The organism is Neisseria basseii (assembly GCF_962707005.1).
GTDB classification, from domain to species: Bacteria; Pseudomonadota; Gammaproteobacteria; order Burkholderiales; family Neisseriaceae; genus Neisseria; species Neisseria bergeri.
In genome coordinates, this window is sequence record NZ_CAUIXH010000003.1 from 13,867 (window position 1) to 33,260 (window position 19,394).

At 52.7% G+C, this 19,394-nt stretch carries 17 protein-coding genes and 1 tRNA gene; 12 read left to right on the forward strand and 6 right to left on the reverse strand.

All coding sequences use genetic code 11. The features are described 5' to 3' along the window. Positions 1-4 precede the first annotated feature (4 nt). Positions 5-4,297 (reverse strand): 1,4-alpha-glucan branching protein GlgB, encoded by a 4,293-nt coding sequence (glgB, locus tag Q9I99_RS02110; RefSeq protein ID WP_301668204.1) that lies wholly within the window; start codon positions 4,295-4,297, stop codon positions 5-7. Between the two features lie 260 nt (positions 4,298-4,557). Here glgB and Q9I99_RS02115 point away from each other — a divergent pair. From Q9I99_RS02115 to smpB, 3 genes are all read left to right on the forward strand, one after another. Then, positions 4,558-4,633 (forward strand) — tRNA-Asn (locus Q9I99_RS02115). 130 nt (positions 4,634-4,763) lie between these two features. Then, on the forward strand, positions 4,764-5,774 hold the full coding sequence (waaF, locus tag Q9I99_RS02120; RefSeq protein ID WP_301668084.1) for a lipopolysaccharide heptosyltransferase II: 1,011 nt from the start codon (positions 4,764-4,766) through the stop codon (positions 5,772-5,774). A gap of 54 nt (positions 5,775-5,828) precedes the next feature. Continuing rightward, entirely contained in the window at positions 5,829-6,275 is a 447-nt protein-coding gene (smpB, locus tag Q9I99_RS02125) for an SsrA-binding protein SmpB (RefSeq protein ID WP_002229688.1), read from the forward strand. 425 nt (positions 6,276-6,700) lie between these two features. Here smpB and Q9I99_RS02130 read toward each other — a convergent pair whose 3' ends face one another. The 3 genes from Q9I99_RS02130 to Q9I99_RS02140 all read right to left on the reverse strand — a co-directional run bounded on the left by Q9I99_RS02130 (position 6,701) and on the right by Q9I99_RS02140 (position 9,006). Continuing rightward, positions 6,701-7,207, reverse strand: a complete 507-nt coding sequence (locus tag Q9I99_RS02130; RefSeq protein WP_301668085.1) for a YfbM family protein — start codon at positions 7,205-7,207, stop codon at positions 6,701-6,703. Positions 7,208-7,241: 34 nt separating this feature from the next. Then, positions 7,242-8,609, reverse strand: coding sequence for an FAD-binding oxidoreductase (locus Q9I99_RS02135; protein WP_301668086.1), 1,368 nt, complete (start codon positions 8,607-8,609; stop codon positions 7,242-7,244). A gap of 109 nt (positions 8,610-8,718) precedes the next feature. Next, the gene (locus tag Q9I99_RS02140) at positions 8,719-9,006 is read right to left on the reverse strand and encodes a hypothetical protein (RefSeq protein WP_301668087.1); all 288 of its coding nucleotides are present in this window, start codon (positions 9,004-9,006) and stop codon (positions 8,719-8,721) included. 477 nt (positions 9,007-9,483) lie between these two features. On the opposite strand from Q9I99_RS02140, the gene Q9I99_RS02145 reads away from it, so the two are divergent. Both Q9I99_RS02145 and hpnC read left to right on the forward strand, forming a co-directional pair. After that, positions 9,484-9,966 (forward strand): FKBP-type peptidyl-prolyl cis-trans isomerase, encoded by a 483-nt coding sequence (locus Q9I99_RS02145; RefSeq protein ID WP_101130028.1) that lies wholly within the window; start codon positions 9,484-9,486, stop codon positions 9,964-9,966. 86 nt (positions 9,967-10,052) lie between these two features. Further along, positions 10,053-10,865 carry a squalene synthase HpnC gene (hpnC, locus tag Q9I99_RS02150; RefSeq protein WP_301668205.1) on the forward strand — a complete coding sequence of 271 codons (813 nt, stop codon included), beginning with the start codon at positions 10,053-10,055 and terminating at the stop codon, positions 10,863-10,865. 72 nt (positions 10,866-10,937) lie between these two features. Here the strand turns inward: hpnC and Q9I99_RS02155 are convergent, their stop codons facing one another. Continuing rightward, positions 10,938-11,408: a DUF1841 family protein gene (locus Q9I99_RS02155; RefSeq protein WP_301668088.1), complete on the reverse strand. Its 471-nt coding sequence runs from the start codon at positions 11,406-11,408 to the stop codon at positions 10,938-10,940. Between the two features lie 90 nt (positions 11,409-11,498). Here Q9I99_RS02155 and Q9I99_RS02160 point away from each other — a divergent pair, with 90 nt between their 5' ends. After that, positions 11,499-13,340, forward strand: a complete 1,842-nt coding sequence (locus Q9I99_RS02160; RefSeq protein WP_301668089.1) for a protein-disulfide reductase DsbD — start codon at positions 11,499-11,501, stop codon at positions 13,338-13,340. 563 nt (positions 13,341-13,903) lie between these two features. Here the strand turns inward: Q9I99_RS02160 and Q9I99_RS02165 are convergent. Further along, positions 13,904-15,100, reverse strand: coding sequence for an acetate kinase (locus Q9I99_RS02165; protein ID WP_118792286.1), 1,197 nt, complete (start codon positions 15,098-15,100; stop codon positions 13,904-13,906). 349 nt (positions 15,101-15,449) lie between these two features. On the opposite strand from Q9I99_RS02165, the gene Q9I99_RS02170 reads away from it, so the two are divergent. The 6 genes from Q9I99_RS02170 (at position 15,450) to ispF (ending at position 19,326) form a co-directional block, all read left to right on the forward strand. Beyond that, entirely contained in the window at positions 15,450-15,749 is a 300-nt protein-coding gene (locus Q9I99_RS02170; protein ID WP_301668090.1) for an HLGFF motif protein, read from the forward strand. Continuing rightward, a complete protein-coding gene (gene ccoS / locus Q9I99_RS02175; RefSeq protein ID WP_003751268.1) occupies positions 15,749-15,934 on the forward strand; it encodes a cbb3-type cytochrome oxidase assembly protein CcoS in 186 nt (61 codons plus the stop codon). Before Q9I99_RS02170 ends, ccoS begins: the two co-directional genes overlap by 1 nt. Continuing rightward, positions 15,924-17,234, forward strand: coding sequence for an MFS transporter (locus Q9I99_RS02180; RefSeq protein WP_301668091.1), 1,311 nt, complete (start codon positions 15,924-15,926; stop codon positions 17,232-17,234). Before ccoS ends, Q9I99_RS02180 begins: the two co-directional genes overlap by 11 nt. Before the next feature lie 157 nt (positions 17,235-17,391). Next, a complete protein-coding gene (gene dnaQ / locus Q9I99_RS02185; RefSeq protein WP_301668092.1) occupies positions 17,392-18,126 on the forward strand; it encodes a DNA polymerase III subunit epsilon in 735 nt (244 codons plus the stop codon). Continuing rightward, complete coding sequence (gene ispD / locus Q9I99_RS02190) at positions 18,123-18,812, forward strand: 2-C-methyl-D-erythritol 4-phosphate cytidylyltransferase (RefSeq protein WP_301668093.1); 690 nt, start codon at positions 18,123-18,125, stop codon at positions 18,810-18,812. The genes dnaQ and ispD overlap by 4 nt, the downstream gene beginning before the upstream one ends. Positions 18,813-18,843: 31 nt before the next feature. Beyond that, positions 18,844-19,326 (forward strand): 2-C-methyl-D-erythritol 2,4-cyclodiphosphate synthase, encoded by a 483-nt coding sequence (gene ispF, locus Q9I99_RS02195; protein WP_301668206.1) that lies wholly within the window; start codon positions 18,844-18,846, stop codon positions 19,324-19,326. Positions 19,327-19,394 lie beyond the last annotated feature (68 nt).

Sequence of the window (19,394 nt, forward strand, 5' to 3'; positions counted from 1 at the left end):
CCTTTCAGACGGCATCGGAGGTTTTTTCCGCCCCGGTTTGGCTTTGTGCCGCCTGATACAGGTAAACCGTTGCCAACGGCGGTACGGTTACGGACAGGGAATTTGGTTTGCCGTGCGACCAAACTTCTTCCGTTTCCAATGTTGCGCCGGCAGAAACGCCGCTGCCTTTGTAATGCAGGCCGTCTGAATTGAGGATTTCGCGGTATCCGCCGGCAGAATTCACGCCGAAGCGGTAGCCTTCGCGCACCACTGGCGTGAAGTTGCTGATGACGATGACGCGGTTGCCTTCGCGGTCGCGGCGTTCGAAGACGAATACAGAGTTGTCGCCGTCGTCGGCAACCAGCCACTCGAAGCCTTCCGGCCATTGGTCCAATTGGTAAAGCGGCGCGGTGTCTTTATAGACGCGGTTCAAATCGCGCACGAAGTCTTGCACGCCTTTGTGCCGGCCGCCTTCTTGTTCGAGTAAAAACCAATCCAGTCCTTCGTTGTAGTTCCACTCTCTGCCTTGCGCGAACTCGTTGCCCATAAATAAAAGTTTTTTACCGGGGAAGCCGTACATGAAGCCGTAGTAGGCGCGCAGGTTGGCGAATTGCTGCCAGCAGTCGCCGGGCATCCGTCCGAGCAGCGAGCGTTTGCCGTGTACGACTTCGTCGTGCGAGAGCGGCAGGACGAAGTTTTCGCTGTACTGGTACATCATGCCGAAGGTCATTTTGTCGTGGTGGTATTTGCGGTTGATGGGGTCTTCCATCATGTAGCGCAGGGTGTCGTTCATCCAGCCCATGTTCCATTTGTAACTGAAGTTCAAGCCTTCTTGACGGGTTACGTTGGCAAAGGAGGTGGATTCTTCGGCAATTTCCGTCGCAGCCGGAACTTCCTCTTTCAACATCGTATTGGTGTCGCGCAGGAAGGCAATGGCTTCGAGGTTTTCATGACCGCCGTATTGGTTCGGAATCCACTCGCCGTCTTTGCGCGAGTAGTTGCGGTAAATCATCGAAGCCACCGCATCCACGCGGATGCCGTCGAAGCCGAAACGTTCTATCCAATACAGGGCGTTGCCTTGCAGGAAGTTTTTGACTTCGTTCCTGCCGAAGTTGTAAATCAGGGTGTTCCAGTCTTGGTGGAAACCTTCGCGGGGGTCGGCGTGTTCGTACAGCGCAGTGCCGTCAAACTTGGCAAGCCCGTGGTCGTCGGTCGGGAAGTGTCCGACCACCCAGTCGAGGATGACGCTGATGCCTTCGTCGTGGGCGGCTTTAATCAGGGCGCGCAATTCGTCGGGCGAACCGAAACGGCTGGTCGGCGCATACAATCCGGTCGCCTGATAGCCCCACGAGCCGTCAAACGGGTATTCGGAGACGGGCAAGAGTTCGATATGGGTAAAGCCCATGTCTTTGACGTATGCGACCAGTTCTTTGGCGAGCTGTCCGTAAGTCAGCCAGAAGTTGTTTTCGGGATTGCGTTTCCACGAGCCCAAATGCACTTCGTAAATGCTGATGGGCGCATCAACGGCGTTGGCGCGGGCGCGGAAGTCGGGGGCTTCGACTTTTTCCGGCAAACCGCGCACGACAGACGCGGTATTCGGACGCAACTCCGCACCGAAGGCATACGGGTCGGCTTTTTGCCGCACATTGCCGCCGGCATCGCGGATTTCAAATTTGTAGAGGGTATTGGGTTTGACTGCCGGAATAAAAATTTCCCAAATACCATTGTCGCGGTGGAAACGCATCACATGGCGGCGGCCGTCCCAGTGGTTGAATTCGCCGATGACGGAAACGCGTTGGGCGTTTGGCGCCCATACGGCAAAGCGTACGCCCTTCACACCGTCCAACTCGGCAAAATGCGCGCCCAAAGTTTCATAAGGGCGCAGGTGTCTGCCTTCCGCCAGCAGCCAAGAATCCATTTCTTCCAATGCCGACGGGAAGCGGTAGGGGTCTTCTTCGCGCACGGGGTTGCCGTTTCCGCCGTAATAGACGTTCAGCGCGTAATCGGGCGCATCGTCGGGCAGTACGGCGACAAAGAATCCGCGCTCATCGATTTTTTCAGACGGCATAATCAGTCCGCCGCTTTCACGGTTGACAATATCTACTGCTGAAGCGTCGGGAATCAAAACGCGCACGACTTCGCCGCCTTCGGGAAGGCGGTGCCGTCCCAAATAGGCGAATACGTCGCCGTGGGTCGCAAAAAACAGGCTGTCAACCGTGTCGCGTTCGGCTTGGTCGGGTTGGCGGTAGGAAAGGGTTGGGCAGTTCTTTTTCATACGGACTCCGTCAATCATGGCAAGTTGGGCGGTCATGGTTCGGCAATCTGCAAAGTCTTCCAGCGCGACGGGCATTTTGCGCGCCCAGTTGGGATAACCCTCGGCAACGCCCGGCACATTCAGGTTGTCGCCCACGCCCAGCAGGTTTTCCAGTTGCACCGCATACAGCCTGCTGCGGCTCATCGCGGCATATTTGTGGATGGCGGACATCAGCCCTTCCGTCATTTCAGACGGCATTGTGCTGTCTTTGTCCGAACAGCCGCATTGTTTAAGCTTGTCGAACAGGTCTGCCTTGTCGTGTTCGCGCGCTTCCAATGCCGTCTGAAAAGTTTCCGCATCGGGAATCGTGCCCAGGCAGTACATGGTTTCCAAATCTTTGCCGTTCCAATAGCCCGCCAAAGGCGCAACATCGTGCGTGCTGACGACCGTAATCGCCTGTTCGGGATATTCATCGGGCAATTCAAAACCGTGCCTGCCTTTGCTGAAATACACGACCTTATAAGAAAACACCTGATAACGGTTCAACAAATCACGCACCCGGTCGGGTACCGTCCCCAAATCCTCGCCGATGACGACGCATTGATTCAGCCGGCTTTCCAAAGCCAAAATGGCAAACATCACGTCCGCATCGTAATGCACATACGCGCCGAAATCCGCTGTCCCGCCTGCAATCCACCACAGGCGGTACAGAGCCATCACATGATCGATACGCAAGATGCCGTAAAGCCGCATATTTTCACGCAGCAGCCGGGCGAACTTCTCATAACCCGTGTGCTTCAGCATTATCGGATTGAGCGGCGGCAAATCCCAGTTTTGCCCCGTCGGGCACAAAGGATCGGGCGGCGCGCCGACAGACATATCCATACAATAATCTTGGCGGTTTAACCAAGTGTCCGCGCCGCCGCGCGCCACGCCGACCGCCAAATCGCCGTAAATCCCCAACTTGATGCCGAGTCTGACCGCCGTTTCCTGCACTTTGTACCATTGTTCCGCGCAAAGCCATTGCAGCCACATATAAAAACGGATGTCGTGTCCGTGGTTGGCGGCAAAGTTTTTGACGGCTTCTCCGTCGGGGTTGTGAAACTCGGCAGACCAGGATTGCCAGCCTATGCCGTCGCAGCCGCCGTAATATTGGTCGAGGGCTTCAAACAGCCCGAATCCCGACAGTGCCGCTCCTTTTTCTTCCGCAAATGCGGCAAAAGCCGCACGTTCCTTTTGGGCGGCTTCGCACGGTTCGGTTTCAAATGCTTGGAATGCCGCCTGAAGAGCTTCGCGTTTGAACGCCCAAACCGCCGTGTAGGTTACGGTATCGGTAATCCGCAGTGCGGCAATGCGCCGCTGCATTTTTTCTTGGGCAAAACGGTTTTTCAGGGTTTCGCTGTAGGAAAACGCCCCGACTTTTTCCACATTGAGATAAATCGGATTGAGCCATTCGCGCGAAGACGGGCTGTACGGGCTGGCAAAGGCGGGCTTGGCACTGAAAAGCGCGTGCAGCGGATTGATGCCGACGAAATCCAGCTTTTTCTCTGCCGCATAAGCCATCAGGTTCTGCAAATCGGTAAAGTCGCCTATGCCCCAGTTGCGGTGCGAACGCAGGCTGTACAGATGCACCGTCAGCCCGTTCATTCTTGCGCCGCAGTTTGGTTCGGGCGGCCTGTAAACCGATTGCGGTGCGACAATCAGACGGATTTTTCCGGCAGCGCACGAAAGGGTGTAGTAGCCGCAAGGGAGGTCGGGCAGGGCGAGTCGGAGCGTGCCGTGGTCGTCGCGGCTGAGGGGTAAAACCCGATGTGTGCCGTTTTCATCTTCCAAAACGGTTTCCGTTTCGTCCGACCATGCGGACGGCAGGGTCAGATTTTCGCATCCGTGTTCGCGGGCTGCCAGCGTGTCGAGATAAATGCCGTCTGAAACACTGTCTTTCTGCAAGGTGTCGGCTATCGTTTCCCATACCTCTGGCGGCGTGGCGCGATATACGCCGCCGATGTCGTGAAACCCCAAGCTGATGCCCAAAGCAGAAGCGCGTTGTTCCAGTTCGATACTCATCCTGTTTTCCTGTCTGTTGTCCGTAATCTCAAGGCGTAATCTTAATATAAATACGGAATGATGACGGCTGTAATTGCGTGTAACGGCGGTTTCTTCCATATTGTTTGACTTGAACCAATATGCCGTCTGAAGCCGGTTTTCCCGTTCAGACGGCATATTTGGCTAAATATCTTTTCCATTCATATATTTGTAGTTTTGTTACCCGTTTGGACAAAATTAAGGATTGACACATTTTTTGCGGACGCTATAATACGCCCCATTCCCCGATAGCTCAGTCGGTAGAGCGACGGACTGTTAATCCGCAGGTCCCTGGTTCGAGCCCAGGTCGGGGAGCCAGAATTTTGAAGCCCGAACTTGAATGTTCGGGCTTTTTCATATTTGCACGTCCGGCGTTCGGAATGCGGCAAGATAGGTTTTCCAACGGTTTCGCGGTAAAATTCCGCCTGTCTGATTTCGGTTTCTTGTTATGTCCATCAAAATCCTGATTATTTCCCCCAGTTGGATAGGCGACTGCGTGATGACCCAGCCCTTGTTCCGCCGTTTGAAGGAACTTCACCCCGGTTGCACGATTGATGTGTTCGCGCCGAAGTGGTCGATGGCGGTGTTTGAGCGTATGCCTGAAGTGAATGAGATTCTTGAAAATCCGTTCGGACACGGTGCGTTGGAGTTGAAACGCCGCTGGCGGGTCGGCAGGGATTTGGGGCGGCGCGGATACGATCAGGTTATCGTGTTGCCGGGTTCTTTGAAATCGGCAGTCATCGCGCTGGCAACGGGCATCGGAAAAAGAACGGGTTATGTCGGCGAAAGCCGTTATTTTCTATTGAACGATATACGCAGGCTGGATAAGGAACGTCTGCCTTTGATGGTGGACCGGTATACGGCTCTCGCGCATCAGAGTCAGGAAGATTTTGACGGGCATTCGGGATTCCCCGAGTTTTCCATTGATGAACGGCGGCGGGAAATTTCTGTCGAAACTTTCGGTTTGAATCTTGGAAAGCCTGTTCTGGCTTTTTGTCCGGGCGCGGAATTCGGGCCGGCAAAGCGTTGGCCGGCAAAGCATTTTGCCGAGTTGGGCAAACATTATTCGGCGGCGGGTTGGCAGGTTTGGCTGTTCGGTTCGCAAAAAGATGATGAAATCGCCGAGGAAATCAACCGCCTTTCAGACGGCATGTGTGTCAATTTGTGCGGCAAAACCGATTTGTCGCAGGCAATGGACTTGTTGTCGTTGGCAGATACGGTTGTGTGTAACGACAGCGGGCTGATGCATTTGGCGGCAGCTTTGGGCAGGAAGGTGGTGGCGGTTTACGGTTCTTCCAGCCCGACGCATACGCCGCCTTTGAGCGACAGGGCGAAAATCGTCAGCCTACATTTGGAATGTTCGCCCTGTTTCAAACGTGAATGTCCGTTGGGGCATACCGACTGCCTCAACAGGCTGTATCCAGAGAAGATTGTGCAGGCGGTTGAAGAGGCGGTATGATGGGTTCTGTTTTCGGATTTATGCCGTCTGACGGCGGATATTGATAGGATGTTTATGGCTATTGCGAACAATAAAAAAGCATTTCACGATTTTTTTATTGAAGACCGGATTGAAGCCGGTTTGGTATTGGAAGGCTGGGAAGTCAAAGCAATCCGCGCCGCGCGCGTACAGCTTAAAGAGAGTTATATCTATTGGAAAAAAGATGCGTTTTATCTGGTCGGCTGCCATATTACCGCGTTGCCCACAGCCTCGACACACATCAAACCGGATGCCGTACGCCCGCGCAAGCTCTTGTTGAATCAGTCTGAAATCAATAAGTTAATCGGAAAAACCGAACGTGCCGGCTACACCATCGTGCCGCTGGATTTGCATTTTTCACGCGGAAAAATCAAGATGGAAATCGGTTTGGCAAAAGGTAAGAAACAGCACGACAAACGCCAGAGTATGAAAGAGGCGGATTGGAAACGCGAGAAACAGCGGTTGATTAAGCATACGCGCTGATGGGGGATGCGGTTTCAGACGGCATTTGAACAATGCCGTCTGACGGTTGTTTGGACAATGGTGTTGAAATACGAAACGGAAAAACAGGGCGGTTGCCCTGTTTTCTATTTGCGTAAAAGATGCGGATGACGGGAAGCGGAAAAACGGAAATGCCCGTCTTTGGCGAAATCGTAAACGTTGCTGACTGCCCTGATATGGTGGGGTGGTTCTTTTCCTTGTTTCAGACATTCGCGCGCTATTCTCCGTAGTTTCCGGTTAGCATGACGTTTGTCCTGTTTTTCGCTGACTGCCGTGGTTATAGGGGAAAAGGGGTGTTTTCTGTAACTTTTACTCATGATGGTCTCCCAGGTTGAAATACCTAGGTTTCCTTGAGTGCGATTCCGTACTTTGTCTTCATTAAAGTTTCCGTGATGTTTGAAATATATTTAGTAAATGCTGACCAGTACATTGCTATTTGAATGCTGGGCGGTTTTGTAAAAATTGCCGATTTTGTAAAAGTAGTCGGTAATTTCTTCTTTTATATCATCAATTTCATCTTCATAATCCCAAATGTCGGGGTAGATATGATGCTCTTTGCACACCTGCATACTGAAATGCTCCATTGCGCTTTTTATGTCGAAGCCTTCCAAAGCTGAGACGATTTCATGGATTTGGGCGGATTCGATATAAGCGGCGTATCCGTCGCCGTCCGAAATGGGTGTCGTTCCGACGATTGATTCGGATAACAGATTGCCCTTTAAGGGATTTTCTGCACTTGTTCCGGTCAGTACAAAATGCAAAACATCCCACATTTTATCGATGTCGAGACAGACGGCAGCCTCATCCTCCAAATCTTCCAGTTCTTCAAACAATTCTTGCCATTCGGTATCGGTGTTTTTAAGCAAAGCCAGTTTTTCATTATCGACCAGTTGATAGGTTGCTGTCATTCCCATGATATTTCCTATAATTTCATTTTAAATCAGTTATTTATGGAAGAAGTTTGCCCGGGTTCATGATGTTATATGGATCAAGGTGTTGTTTGATGCTTTTCATCAGGGCGATTTCGGCAGGGGTGCGTACTTTGTCCAGCCACTGTTTTTTGATGATACCTATGCCGTGTTCGGCAGCAATTGTACCGTTGCAGGCAAGAACGTTGCAATAGACTGTGCTGTTGATGTCGTTTTCGTAACGATAGACTTCATTGCTGAGGATTTCGGGCAGGAAAGTATTGTAGTGCAGGCTGCCGTCGCCCAGATGTCCGAAGCAGACGATTTGTATGCCTTTGAAATTCTGTTCCAAATCTTTGGCGCACCGGCGGACAAAGTCGGCAACGCGCCCGATAGGAACGGCAATATCGTGTTTGATGCTGGTGCCCAGTTTGCGTTGGGAGGCGGAAATGTTTTCGCGCAGTGTCCACATATTTGCACGTTCCTGTTCGGATTGTGCCAACACGCTGTCGGTAAATCCTTTTTTATAAAGAAATTCGACGAGCCGATCATTAAGGTTACTGTCGGGTAATGAGTCAGTCAACTCAAGTAAAATATGCCATTCTGAATGTGTCGGCAGGGGGAGTTTGCTGAATTCGGAAGACAACTCGGCGGCAAAACGTCCGACCAGTTCAAAACTGCATAGGCGTTCGGCAAAGTGCGCTTGGGTTTCGGTCAGTAGGCGGACGGCGGATTCGATGTTGGGTATGCCGACCCATGCCGTTGCTTTGTCCGAGGGACGGGCAAAAAGCTTGAGCGTGGCGGCAGTGATGATGCCCAGTGTGCCTTCGCTGCCGATAAACAGATGGCGCAAATCGTAACCCGTGGTGTTTTTGTGTAGCGGGTGAAGATGGGAAATCAGTTCGCCGTTGGGGAGGACGACTTCCAAACCGATAACCAGGTCGCGCATTGTGCCGTAGCGTAATACGTTCAAACCTCCGGCATTGCAGGCGATGTTGCCGCCGATTTGGCACGAGCCTTCGCTGGCGAGGCTGAGTGGAAACAGCCTGTTTGAGGCTTCGGCTGCCTGTTGGACGGTTTGGAGTACGGAACCTGCTTCGACGGTTATGCAGTTGTCTGACAAATTGATGCTGCGGATGCGGTTGAGTTTGGAAAGGTTCAGCAATACGCCGTTTTCCGATACTGCCGCGCCGCACAAACCGGTATTGCCGCCTTGAGGAGTTACCGAAATATGGTGTTGGTGGCAAAAGCGCATTATGGTTTGAACGCTTTCAACGCTGCGCGGCTGCAAAATGATGTCTGGTGCAGACGTAAAGCGGTTGCGCCGGTCTTTTAAAAGCGTCGGAGAAGGTTCGGTAATTTCATCTGCCGGCAGGAGTCGGGAAAATTCGGTATGCAGGTCAAGCATGTTTGTCGGAAGGGTAGGGAGGAGATTGAGGAAGGGAATCTGATGCCGTCTGAAAAATCAAAAAAGCAGGATACTGAACGTATCCTGCTTTTTTGCAAGCGAAAAATGCTTATTTTGCAGCTTCAGATGCAGCGGCAGGAGCTTCGGCAGCAGGTGCTTCAGCAGCGGGAGCTTCGGTAGAGGAAGCCTCAGCAGCAGGAGCTTCAGCGGCAGGAGTTTCGGTAGCGGAAGCTTCGGCAGCAGGAGTTTCGGTAGCGGAAGCTTCGGCAGCAGGAGCTTCAGTAGCGGGAGCTTCGGCGGCAGGTGCTTCGGCAGCAGGAGCTTCAGCGGCTTTTTCTCCGCCGCAGGCGGCCAGGGTCAAAGACAACAAAGCAGCGGCAAACAGGGATGTTTTCATTTTAGTAACCTTTAAAATCAATTTAAATCAAATTAGGGTAAAACAGTCATTATCGACCATCATTACAAACCAAGTTGAAAATTCATTGCTGAATTTTGCGTAATTATGCACCACGAAATAGGGGATTGCAACGGTGTGCAAATGGGAAAGCAGGTTTGAATGAAAAGTTTTTCCGCCGGACGAATGATAAATCCTGTAAAACGGTTTTGCTGTTAAAAAATCGATAGGGATGAATATTATAGAGATTAATATAATTCAGTATCTTGTATGATTTATTAAGGCGGATTGGGGAAGTCGGCAGACGGGTCGGAATGGTTTTTGAGAATGTTGTAAAAAAGTTACACCACAATAAAATAACAAAAATTTACATTGAAATATGTGCCGTACAGTTTATGAACAGGTTAACGGTAATCGGCCGGCGCGGCGGTTGTGTTAGAATGCGCCTGTAATCAATCTGCTGTTCCTGAAAGGACAAATATGGCTATCGTGAAGAATTCCGTGGTTTCGCTGCATTATGAGATGTATGATGCCAACAATCAGCTTTTGGACAAAACCGAAGAACCGATTGCGTATCTGCACGGCGGTTACGACGGCATTTTCCCTTTGGTGGAAGAGGCGTTGCACGGCAAGGATGCCGGCGATACGGTCGATGTGGTACTTTCGCCCGACGATGCGTTCGGCGAGCAGGATCCGGAGTTGGTCCGTATTGAAGATGCGGGCGTGTTCCCTGTTGAAGTCGAAGTCGGCATGATGTTTGAAGCCGACGATCCTGAAACCGGCGATGTTGTCGTCTATCGTGTAACCGATGTTGCCGACGGCAAGGCGGTGGTGGACGGCAACCATCCTTTGGCAGGCATGAAAATCCGCTTTAAGGCTACGGTTGAAAGCGTGCGCGATGCATCCGATGAGGAAATCGCACACGGTCATGTCCACGGTCCGCACGGTCATCACCACCACTGATTGCCGGCAGCTTGGAGGTATCTGATGCCGTCTGAAAAGGGTTTGTTCCGTTTCAGACGGCATTTTGTTTGATGGATGGAGAAGGTATGTCGGTTGGGCATTATGAGAATTTTCCCGTCGGTTCGCTGATTTTGCCGCGCAGGTTGAGGAAGCCGGTTCATGCGGTGTACGCGTTTGCACGGACGGCGGACGATATGGCGGACGAGGGCAGTATGCCGTCTGAAGCCAGGTTGGCGAAGTTGGAGGGTTTGCGGCGCGAGTTGGACGTGTTGGCATCGGGCGGCCGGTCGGCGTATCCTTTGATTGCACGATTGGATGCCGAGGCCGTTGTGCCGTTCGGTTTGGATTTGCAGCCGTTTTATGATTTGCTTTCGGCGTTTTCGCAGGACGTGGTCAAAACACGGTACGCGCATTTCGGCGAGCTGGCCGATTATTGCCGGCGTTCCGCCAACCCTGTCGGACGCATTATGCTGGCTTTGTACGGGAAAACGGATGCGGTGTGCGTGGCGCAAAGCGACGGCATTTGTACGGCTTTGCAACTGGTGAATTTTTGGCAGGATGTGGCTGTGGATTGGCAAAAGGGCAGGGTTTATATTCCGCAGGACGATTTGTTGAAATTCGGTGTTTCTGAGGAACAGATTGCGGCAGGACGGGCGGATGCGGCATTTCAGCGGCTGATGGCGTATGAGTGCCGGCGCGCATTCCGTATGCTGAAGGCGGGTTCGCCTTTGGCTCGCGAATTGAAAGGGCGTATCGGTTTGGAACTCCGTATGATTGTGTTGGGGGCGCAGTTGATTTTGCAGAAACTGGACGCGTGCGGCTACGATGTGTTTGCACAACGTCCGGTTTTGGATAAGAAGGATTGGTTGATTATGCTGAAACGCGCGTTGTGGAAATGATTTGGGGAAAATGAATGCCGTCTGAAAGGGGTTGTTCCGCTTCAGACGGCATTTTGCAGGCGGTCGGTATGGTCAGGCGATTTCATGCGGGTTCAACCTGGCTCGATCCTCTGCACCCAAGCCGATGAGTTTGCGCAGTCGGGTCATGTAGAAATTGACATCCAAACCGGTGCCGTAGCGTTGCGCCGTCCACAGTGTTTCCGCCAGTGCCTCCATCATTTCGTGTTCGGCTTCCGGCCAGCCGCGTTTGGCGCACAGGGTGTCGTGGATTGCGCGTATGCCGTGCGGCTGGTCTATGCCCGCCTGTTCTTGGACGGACAGATGCAGCGACATATGCAGGAAGGGGTTGCTTTCGCCGTTTTCCGGCAGCCAGTCGGTGTCCAGATGGTCTTCGATATGTTCGAGATAGCGGTGGTATTCGGGATGGGCCTCGACAATGCGGAGGGCTTTCTGTTCCAACGCGCCCAATTGCAGCGGATTGAGCCGCTGCTGCCACACGCGGGCGAAAAAGCGGCGGACATCGTGGGTATTGACATCGTACATGGCGGGTTCGATAAGATGTTTATGTAAATAGGTTCGGACAATGGCGGGTTTTACATAAATTAAATCCCGCCGTCAACCTTACCTTTTATAATGTGGACAAATTATTTGTCTGAAACGGATTCGATTATGAAAAAACTGATTTGCCTGTTCGCCGTATTTTTGATGTTGTGCGGACGGGCTTTCGCGCTGGATGCGAACGATCTGCTGCCGCCGGAAAAGGCATTCGTGCCGGAGCTTACCGTTGCCGACGACGGTGTGAACGTCCGTTTCAGGATTGCCGACGGATACTATATGTATCAGGCGAAAATCGTCGGCAAAACCGATCCGGCGGATTTGTTGGGACAGCCTTCTTTCAGCAAGGGCGAAGAGAAGGAAGACGAGTTTTTTGGCAGGCAGACGGTTTACCATCACGAGGCGCATGTTGCCTTTCCTTATGCAAAGGCTGTCGGCGAACCGTATAAATTGGTTTTGACCTATCAGGGCTGTGCCGAAGCCGGTGTGTGCTATCCGCCCGTGGATACCGAGTTTGATATTTCCGGCAACGGCACTTACCATCCGCAAACCGACGAACCGGCATCGGCCAAAGACCGCTTTTTGCAGCCTTCCGCCCCAAACGGCAGCGGGGCGTTGCCGCCCCCGAAGGGGGACGAGGGCGGCGACAGCCGTTTCAAGCTGTCTTGGGATACGCTCAACGCCAACCTGTTGGCGTTTTTTCTCGCCGGTTTGGGTCTGAGTTTTACCGCCTGTATGTATCCCCTGTTGCCGATTGTTTCCAGTATCGTGGTCGGTGACAAAAAGGCGGGCAAGGCACGGGCGTTTGTGCTGTCCGTCGTTTATGTTCAGGGTTTGGCTCTGACTTATACGCTGGTCGGCATTGTTGCCGGACTGACGGGCGCGCTGCTGACCGTATGGTTGCAGCAGGCTTGGGTCGTGTTGGCGGCATCGGCTTTGATGGTCGTCTTGGCACTGTCTATGTTCGGGCTGTTCAACATCCAGCTTCCCAACGCCGTACAGTCGTATTTCCAAAACCAGAGCAGCAAACTTTCAGGCGGTAAAATCGTTTCCGTCTTTATTATGGGCATATTGTCCGCGCTGATTGTCGGGCCGTGCGTCGCCCCGCCGCTGGCATTTGCCTTGGGCTATATCGGTCAGACGGGCGATGCGGTTTTGGGCGGTTTGGCACTTTACACTTTGGCGTTGGGCACCGGCGTGCCGCTGATTGCCATCGGCACGTTCGGCGGACATATCCTGCCTAAGGCTGGTGATTGGATGAATGCCGTCAAATACGCATTCGGCTTCATCCTGCTAGCCGTCGCCGTTTACCTCGCCACGCCGCATTTGCCCTATTATCTCGTCGTCGCGCTGTACACGCTGCTGATGCTGGTTCCTGCCTTTATGCTGCTGGTCAACGGACGCAGGCAGAAACGCCGTCCGAAAGCGGCGGCGTATGTGTTGGGCGGCATTTTGCTGATAGGCGGCGCGTGGTTCGGCTGGCAGGGCGCAAACGGCAAAACGACCGCGCTGCACCATTTCCTGACCCTCAATCCCCCGGCCGAAGCAGGCAAATCTTCGGAACACGGCAAAATGTTTGCCGATACTGCCGCGCTGAAGGCAGCGATGGATACGGCGTTGAAAGAACATCCCGACAAACCCGTCGTTTTGGATTTTTATGCCGACTGGTGCATTTCCTGCAAAGAAATGGCGGCATACACGCTCAATCAGCCGGAAGTGCATCAGGCGGTCGATATGGAACGCTTTTTCCAAATCGATGTAACCGCCAATACGCCCGAACATCAGGCGTTGTTGAAAGAATACGGTCTGTTCGGGCCGCCGGGCGTGTTTGTCGTCCGCGCCGACGGCAGCCGCAGTGAGCCGCTGCTGGGTTTTGTCAAAGCAGACAAGTTTATTGAGTGGTATGAACAGAACCGCTGATTCCGATGTTTCAAATGCCGTCTGAAGTTCTCAGACGGCATTTTTGTCAGAAAGGAAAACGGCAATATCCGCTATACACACGGAAGCGGTCCAAAGATGTGAAAACCATGTGTATAAGTCGGTTTTCGTATTGAAATTAAAAGATAAAAATACGATGATTAAAAAATAGGCATAAGAAAAGATAAACACAGCCGGTGTTTGCCGGTGTGTGTATCTTTTGTGGAAAAACATCTTAATGCCATGTATTTTATGGAAAATAATAACATGATTAAAAAATAGTCAATTATCAAGGTTCAGGTGGGGTAGCTGCAATCGTCAATGTCTGAAAAGAGGCAGTGCTGTTTAAGTATGGAAAGCCGGATATAGTGGATTAACAAAAATCAGGACAAAGCGACGAAGCCGCAGACAGTACAGATAGTACGGAACTGATTCACTTGGTGCTTGAGCACCTTAGAGAATCGTTCTCTTTGAGCTAAGGCGAGGCAACGCTGTACTGGTTTTTGTTAATCCACTATAAAAAAACTGCCTCCGGAAACGGAGGCAGTTCGCGTGAGGATAAAACCTTACAGACCGCTCAAACGGGCGGTATCGTGGGCAATCATCAGCTCTTCGTTGGTCGGAATGACCACGGCAACGGCTTTGCTGTCGGCAGTGGTAATCACGCCGGCGTTTCCGAAGCGGGCTTTCAGGTTGGCTTCTTGGTCGATGTTCAGACCGAGGAAGCCCAAGTAGCCGATCACGCGTTCGCGGATGATGTCGGAGTTTTCGCCAATACCGCCGGTAAAGACCAGCGCGTCCAAGCCGCCTGCGGCAACCGCCATGCTGCCGATGTATTTGGCAAGGCGGTAGATAAACATATCCAAGGCCAATTTCGCGCCTTTATGCCCCTTGGCGGCTTCTTCTTCAATGGTGCGGCAGTCGTTGGACAGGCCGGACAGACCGAGCAGGCCGGATTTTTTGTTCAGCATTTCGGTGATTTGGGCAATGGTCATATTGGCGTTTTCGGCAAGGAAGCCGAATACGGAAGGATCGATGTCGCCGCTGCGCGTACCCATTACCAGCCCTTCCAGCGGGGTCAGACCCATGCTGGTGTCGCGGGATTCGCCGTTGGCGACGGCGGTGATGGACGCGCCGTTGCCCAAGTGGGCGATGACCATACGCAGGTCTTTTTTGTCTTTACCGAGGAAGCGTGCGGTTTCGTCGGCAACGAAGCGGTAGCTGGTGCCGTGCGCGCCGTAGCGGCGCAGGCCGTATTTTTCATAGTATTCTTGCGGAATGGCGTATTTGTAGGCGTGTTCCGGCATGGTTTGGTGGAAGGCGGTGTCGAAAACGACGACGTTGGGCAGGCCTTTGAAAATGCTTTGTGCGGCACGCAGACCCAAGAGGTGGGCGGGGTTGTGCAGGGGGGCGAGCGGGATGCATTTTTCGATGCCGGCAATGACTTCGTCGTCAACGAGGATGGATTCGCTGTACAGTTCGCCGCCGCTGACGACGCGGTGGCCGATGGCTCCGATACGGCTGTCGAGGCCGTGGGCTTTGAGTTCTTCCATCAGGGCTTCGACTGCGCCGGTGTGGTCGGGCTTGGCAGACAGGTCGACTTTGTGTTTTTCGCCGTTTACTTTGAATGTGATGTAGGCATCGGGCAGGTTGAGTTTTTCGGCAAGGCAGCTGAGCAGGACTTCGCCGCTATTGTTATCTAAGACTGCACCTTTGAGGGACGAGCTGCCGCAGTTCAAAACCAAGATTAATTTTTGGGACATTTTCTAACTCCGGAAAGTTTCAGACGGCATGGGGGTCGGACCCGGATACTAACCAAGTCCCGTGCCGAATCCGTTTTGCTTTCCTTGACGGGAAAGTAGTGGGGCCGACTGAAACGGTTGATGAATAAAAACGCGCTATTTTATCAAAAAACCGTTGCGGCTGCTTGGCTTAATCGGGCGTTTGCGTGAAAATGGCGGAAGTCGGGTATTTTGACGGGGAAGGGAAAATATGCGGGATGTCGGTATTTTTCGAGGTTGCGGAGAGGATTCTTTGCGTTTTTCCCGTTCAAGCTGGTACATTCGCCCTGTTTTTAGTTGATGCCGTCTGAAAAAGGCGGATGGGGGATTTATGCATTATTTCAGTATCCATACCCAATCGGGACAGCATATAGGCTTTTTCATCCTGCTTGCCGACGATGAGTCGGAGGCGCGGCCGCAGAGCGGACGTTTTGCCGTTAAATTGGAAGATGGAGCGGGCAACCATGTCCTGTCGCCGTTTGCCCAGACGGAAATTCCCCAATATTGGCGCGTGGTCAAAGACCGTATCGAGCTGTTTTTTGACGAAGCCCCCGTCGGAACTTTGCGTAACGAATATCTGACCGTATCGGGGCAGACTTTTGTTTTGAACGATTTGACAGGGAATATATGATGGAAAGTATGTTTATATTGGTGCCCATCAGCATTATTTTGGCATTTGTTATCGGCTGGTTTTTTTGGTGGTCGGGTAAAAACGGGCAGTTTGACGACTTGGAAGGGCCTGCGCACCGCATTCTGATGGATGATGATTCGACAAGTAAACTGGTTGAAAAAGAGAAGGAAAACGATGGACGCTAAAAAAGGCGGTTTGGGACTGGTCAAAAGCCGCCGTTTCGCCCCGCTTTTCGGCACGCAGTTTCTCGGTGCGTTCAACGACAATGTGTTCAAAACCGCGCTGTTTGTGATGATCGGGTTTTACGGTTTGGGAAAAAACGGCTTCCTGCCTGCCGGACAGATGTTGAATTTGGGTGCATTGCTGTTTATCCTGCCGTATTTCCTGTTTTCTGCACTGTCGGGACAGTTGAGCAATAAATTCGACAAGGCTGTTTTGGCACGTTGGATTAAGGTGCTGGAAATCATCATTATGGCGGTGGCGGCATACGGGTTTTATATCCGGTCAGCCCCGCTGCTCTTGCTCTGTCTGTTTTGTATGGGCGCGCAATCGACGCTGTTCGGCCCGCTGAAATACGCCATCCTGCCCGATTATCTCGACGACAAAGAGCTGATGATGGGCAACAGCCTGATTGAATCCGGTACGTTTATCGCCATCCTGTTCGGTCAGATACTGGGGACTGCGGTGGCAGGTGCGCCGCCTTATATTGTCGGGATACTGGTTTTGCTGGTCGCCGTCGGAGGGACGGCCGGCAGCCTGTTTATGCCGTCTGTACCCGCCAAGGCTGCCGATACCCAAATCGAGTGGAATATTGTCCGGGGTACAAAATCCCTGCTTCGTGAAACGGTGCGGCACAAACCCGTCTTTACCGCCATTATCGGTATTTCGTGGTTTTGGTTTGTCGGCGCGGTTTATACCACGCAACTGCCGACCTTTACCCAAATCCATTTGGGCGGCAACGACAATGTTTTCAACCTGATGCTTGCCCTGTTTTCCATCGGTATTGCCGCCGGTTCGGTACTGTGTGCCAAGTTCAGCAGGGAACGGCTGATGTTGGCTTGGGTAACGGTTGGTACGTTGGGTTTGACGGTTTGCGGCCTGGTTTTGGTGTGGCTGACGCACGGTCATCGTTTTGAAGGGCTGAACGGCATTTTCTGGTTCCTGTCACAAGGATGGGCATACCCCGTCATGCTGGTGATGATGCTGATCGGCTTTTTCGGCGGCTTCTTCTCCGTTCCGCTCTATACCTGGCTGCAAACCGCCAGCAGCGAGACTTTCCGTGCCCACGCTGTTGCCGCCAACAATATCATTAACGGTATCTTTATGGTTTCCGCCGCCGTTTTGAGTGCGGTGCTGCTGTTTTTGTTTGACAGCATTTCACTGCTGTATCTGATTGTCGCCTTGGGAAATATTCCGCTGTTGGCGTATTTGGTGAAACGTGAGAAGCGGTTTTTGGGAGTTGTGCCGGTTGGGGAAAAACGTTGAATGCCGTCTGAAAAAATTGTCCCCAAAATACACAATCCGCCTGTCCAATGTTGTGAACACGCTGTGAATAAGTGGGTTTGTACATTGAAATGAAAATAGAAAAATACGCTGCCTAAAAAATAGTCAGCAGATGGAAAATTTGAAGAAAGAAGCAGACATGATTCAACGCCAAATCATCCTCGATACCGAAACCACCGGCCTGTATGCCGACGGCGGCGACCGCTTGGTCGAGTTTGCCGGTCTGGAAATGGTCAACCGCCAAATGACCGACAAAAACCTGCACCTCTATGTCCACCCCGAGCGCGATATGCCCGAAGAGGCGGCACGCGTCCACGGCTTGACGATACAGGTTTTGGAAGAGAAAAATGCGCTGCCGTTTGCAGAGGTCGGCAGGCAGATTGCCGATTTTCTGCGCGGTGCGGAGTTGATTATCCACAATGCCAAATTCGACGTGGGCTTCCTCAATATGGAGTTTCGCCGGATGGGGCTGCCGACTGTCGAGGAACTCGGCTGTACCGTTACCGATACCCTGGCGATGGCGCGCGAAATGTTCCCCGGGCAGAAAGCCAGCCTGGATGCCCTGTGCAACCGTTTTTCCGTCGACCGCAGCAAGCGCGTCTTGCACGGCGCACTGATTGACTGCGAACTTTTGGGCGAGGTCTATCTTGCCATGACACGCCAGCAGTTCGACTTGATGGGGGAGACCGCAGAGGAAAAAATGGAAACCAAACCCGTGGCGCATACCGAAACCAAACGCAGCGGCAAACTGAAAGTCATCAGGGCGGACGAAAACGAGTTGGCGGAACACGGGCAATATTTGGACGGCTTGGGCGAAGCCTGTATTTGGCGTAAGGAAGCCGTGCCGTCTGAAAACGGCGGGGAAAACGCATGAAACGCAAAAATATTGCCCTGATTCCCGCTGCGGGCATCGGGGCGCGTTTCGGTGCGGACAAACCCAAGCAGTATGTCGAAATCGGCGGAAAAACGGTTCTGGAGTATACGGTTTGCATTTTTCAAAATCATCCGTCCATCGATATGACGGTTGTCGTCGTATCGCCGGAAGATGTCCTTGCCGATGGTTTTCAGACGGCATTTGCCGGTGTGGAAGTCTGGAAAATCGGAGGGCGGAGCCGCGCCGAAACTGTCCGCAACGGTGTGGCAAAACTGTTGGAAACCGGTTTGGCGGCGGAAACCGACAATATTCTGGTACACGATGCCGCCCGATGCTGCCTGCCGTCTGAAGCTCTGACGCGGTTGATAGAACAGGCGGGCAACGCTGCCGAAGGTGGGATTTTGGCAATTCCCGTTGCCGATACGCTCAAACGTGCGGACGGTGGGAACATTAGTGCAACTGTCGACCGTTCGGGGCTTTGGCAGGCACAAACGCCGCAGCTTTTCCGCGTCGGGCTACTGTGCCGCGCATTGGCTACGGAAAACTTGGAAGGCATTACCGATGAAGCCTCTGCCGTCGAAAAATTGGGCATCCGCCCTTTGCTGGTGCAGGGCGACGCGCGTAATTTGAAACTGACGCAGCCGCAGGACGCATACATCGTCAAGCTGCTGCTCGATGCCGTCTGAACTTCAATTCAAACCATCAGGAACACAAACGATGACAAACATCCGTATCGGACAGGGCTACGATGTCCACCAACTGAGCGAAGGCAGAAAGCTGATACTTGGCGGAGTTGAAATCCCATTTGAAAAAGGACTGCTCGGACATTCCGATGCCGACGCGCTGTTGCACGCCGTTACCGACGCGCTGCTCGGTGCGGCAGGTTTGGGCGATATCGGCAGCCATTTCCCCGATACCGCCGCAGAGTTCAAAGATGCGGACAGCCGCGTCCTGCTGCGCGATGCCTATCGGAGCGTTCAAGCTAAGGGGTGGCAGGCGGTCAATGTCGATACGACCGTGATTGCACAGAAACCCAAGCTCGCGCCGCACATTCCGCAAATGCGTGCCAACATCGCCGCCGATTTGGGTATCGATATTTCGTGCGTCAACATCAAAGGCAAAACCAACGAAAAACTCGGTTATCTCGGGCGCATGGAAGGCATAGAGGCGCAGGCGGCGGTATTGCTGGTACGGATTTGAACGCGGCGGGCAGGACGTGCAAAAAAATGTTAAGATGGCGGCTGTTTGTTGATACGGTTTCCCAAAGG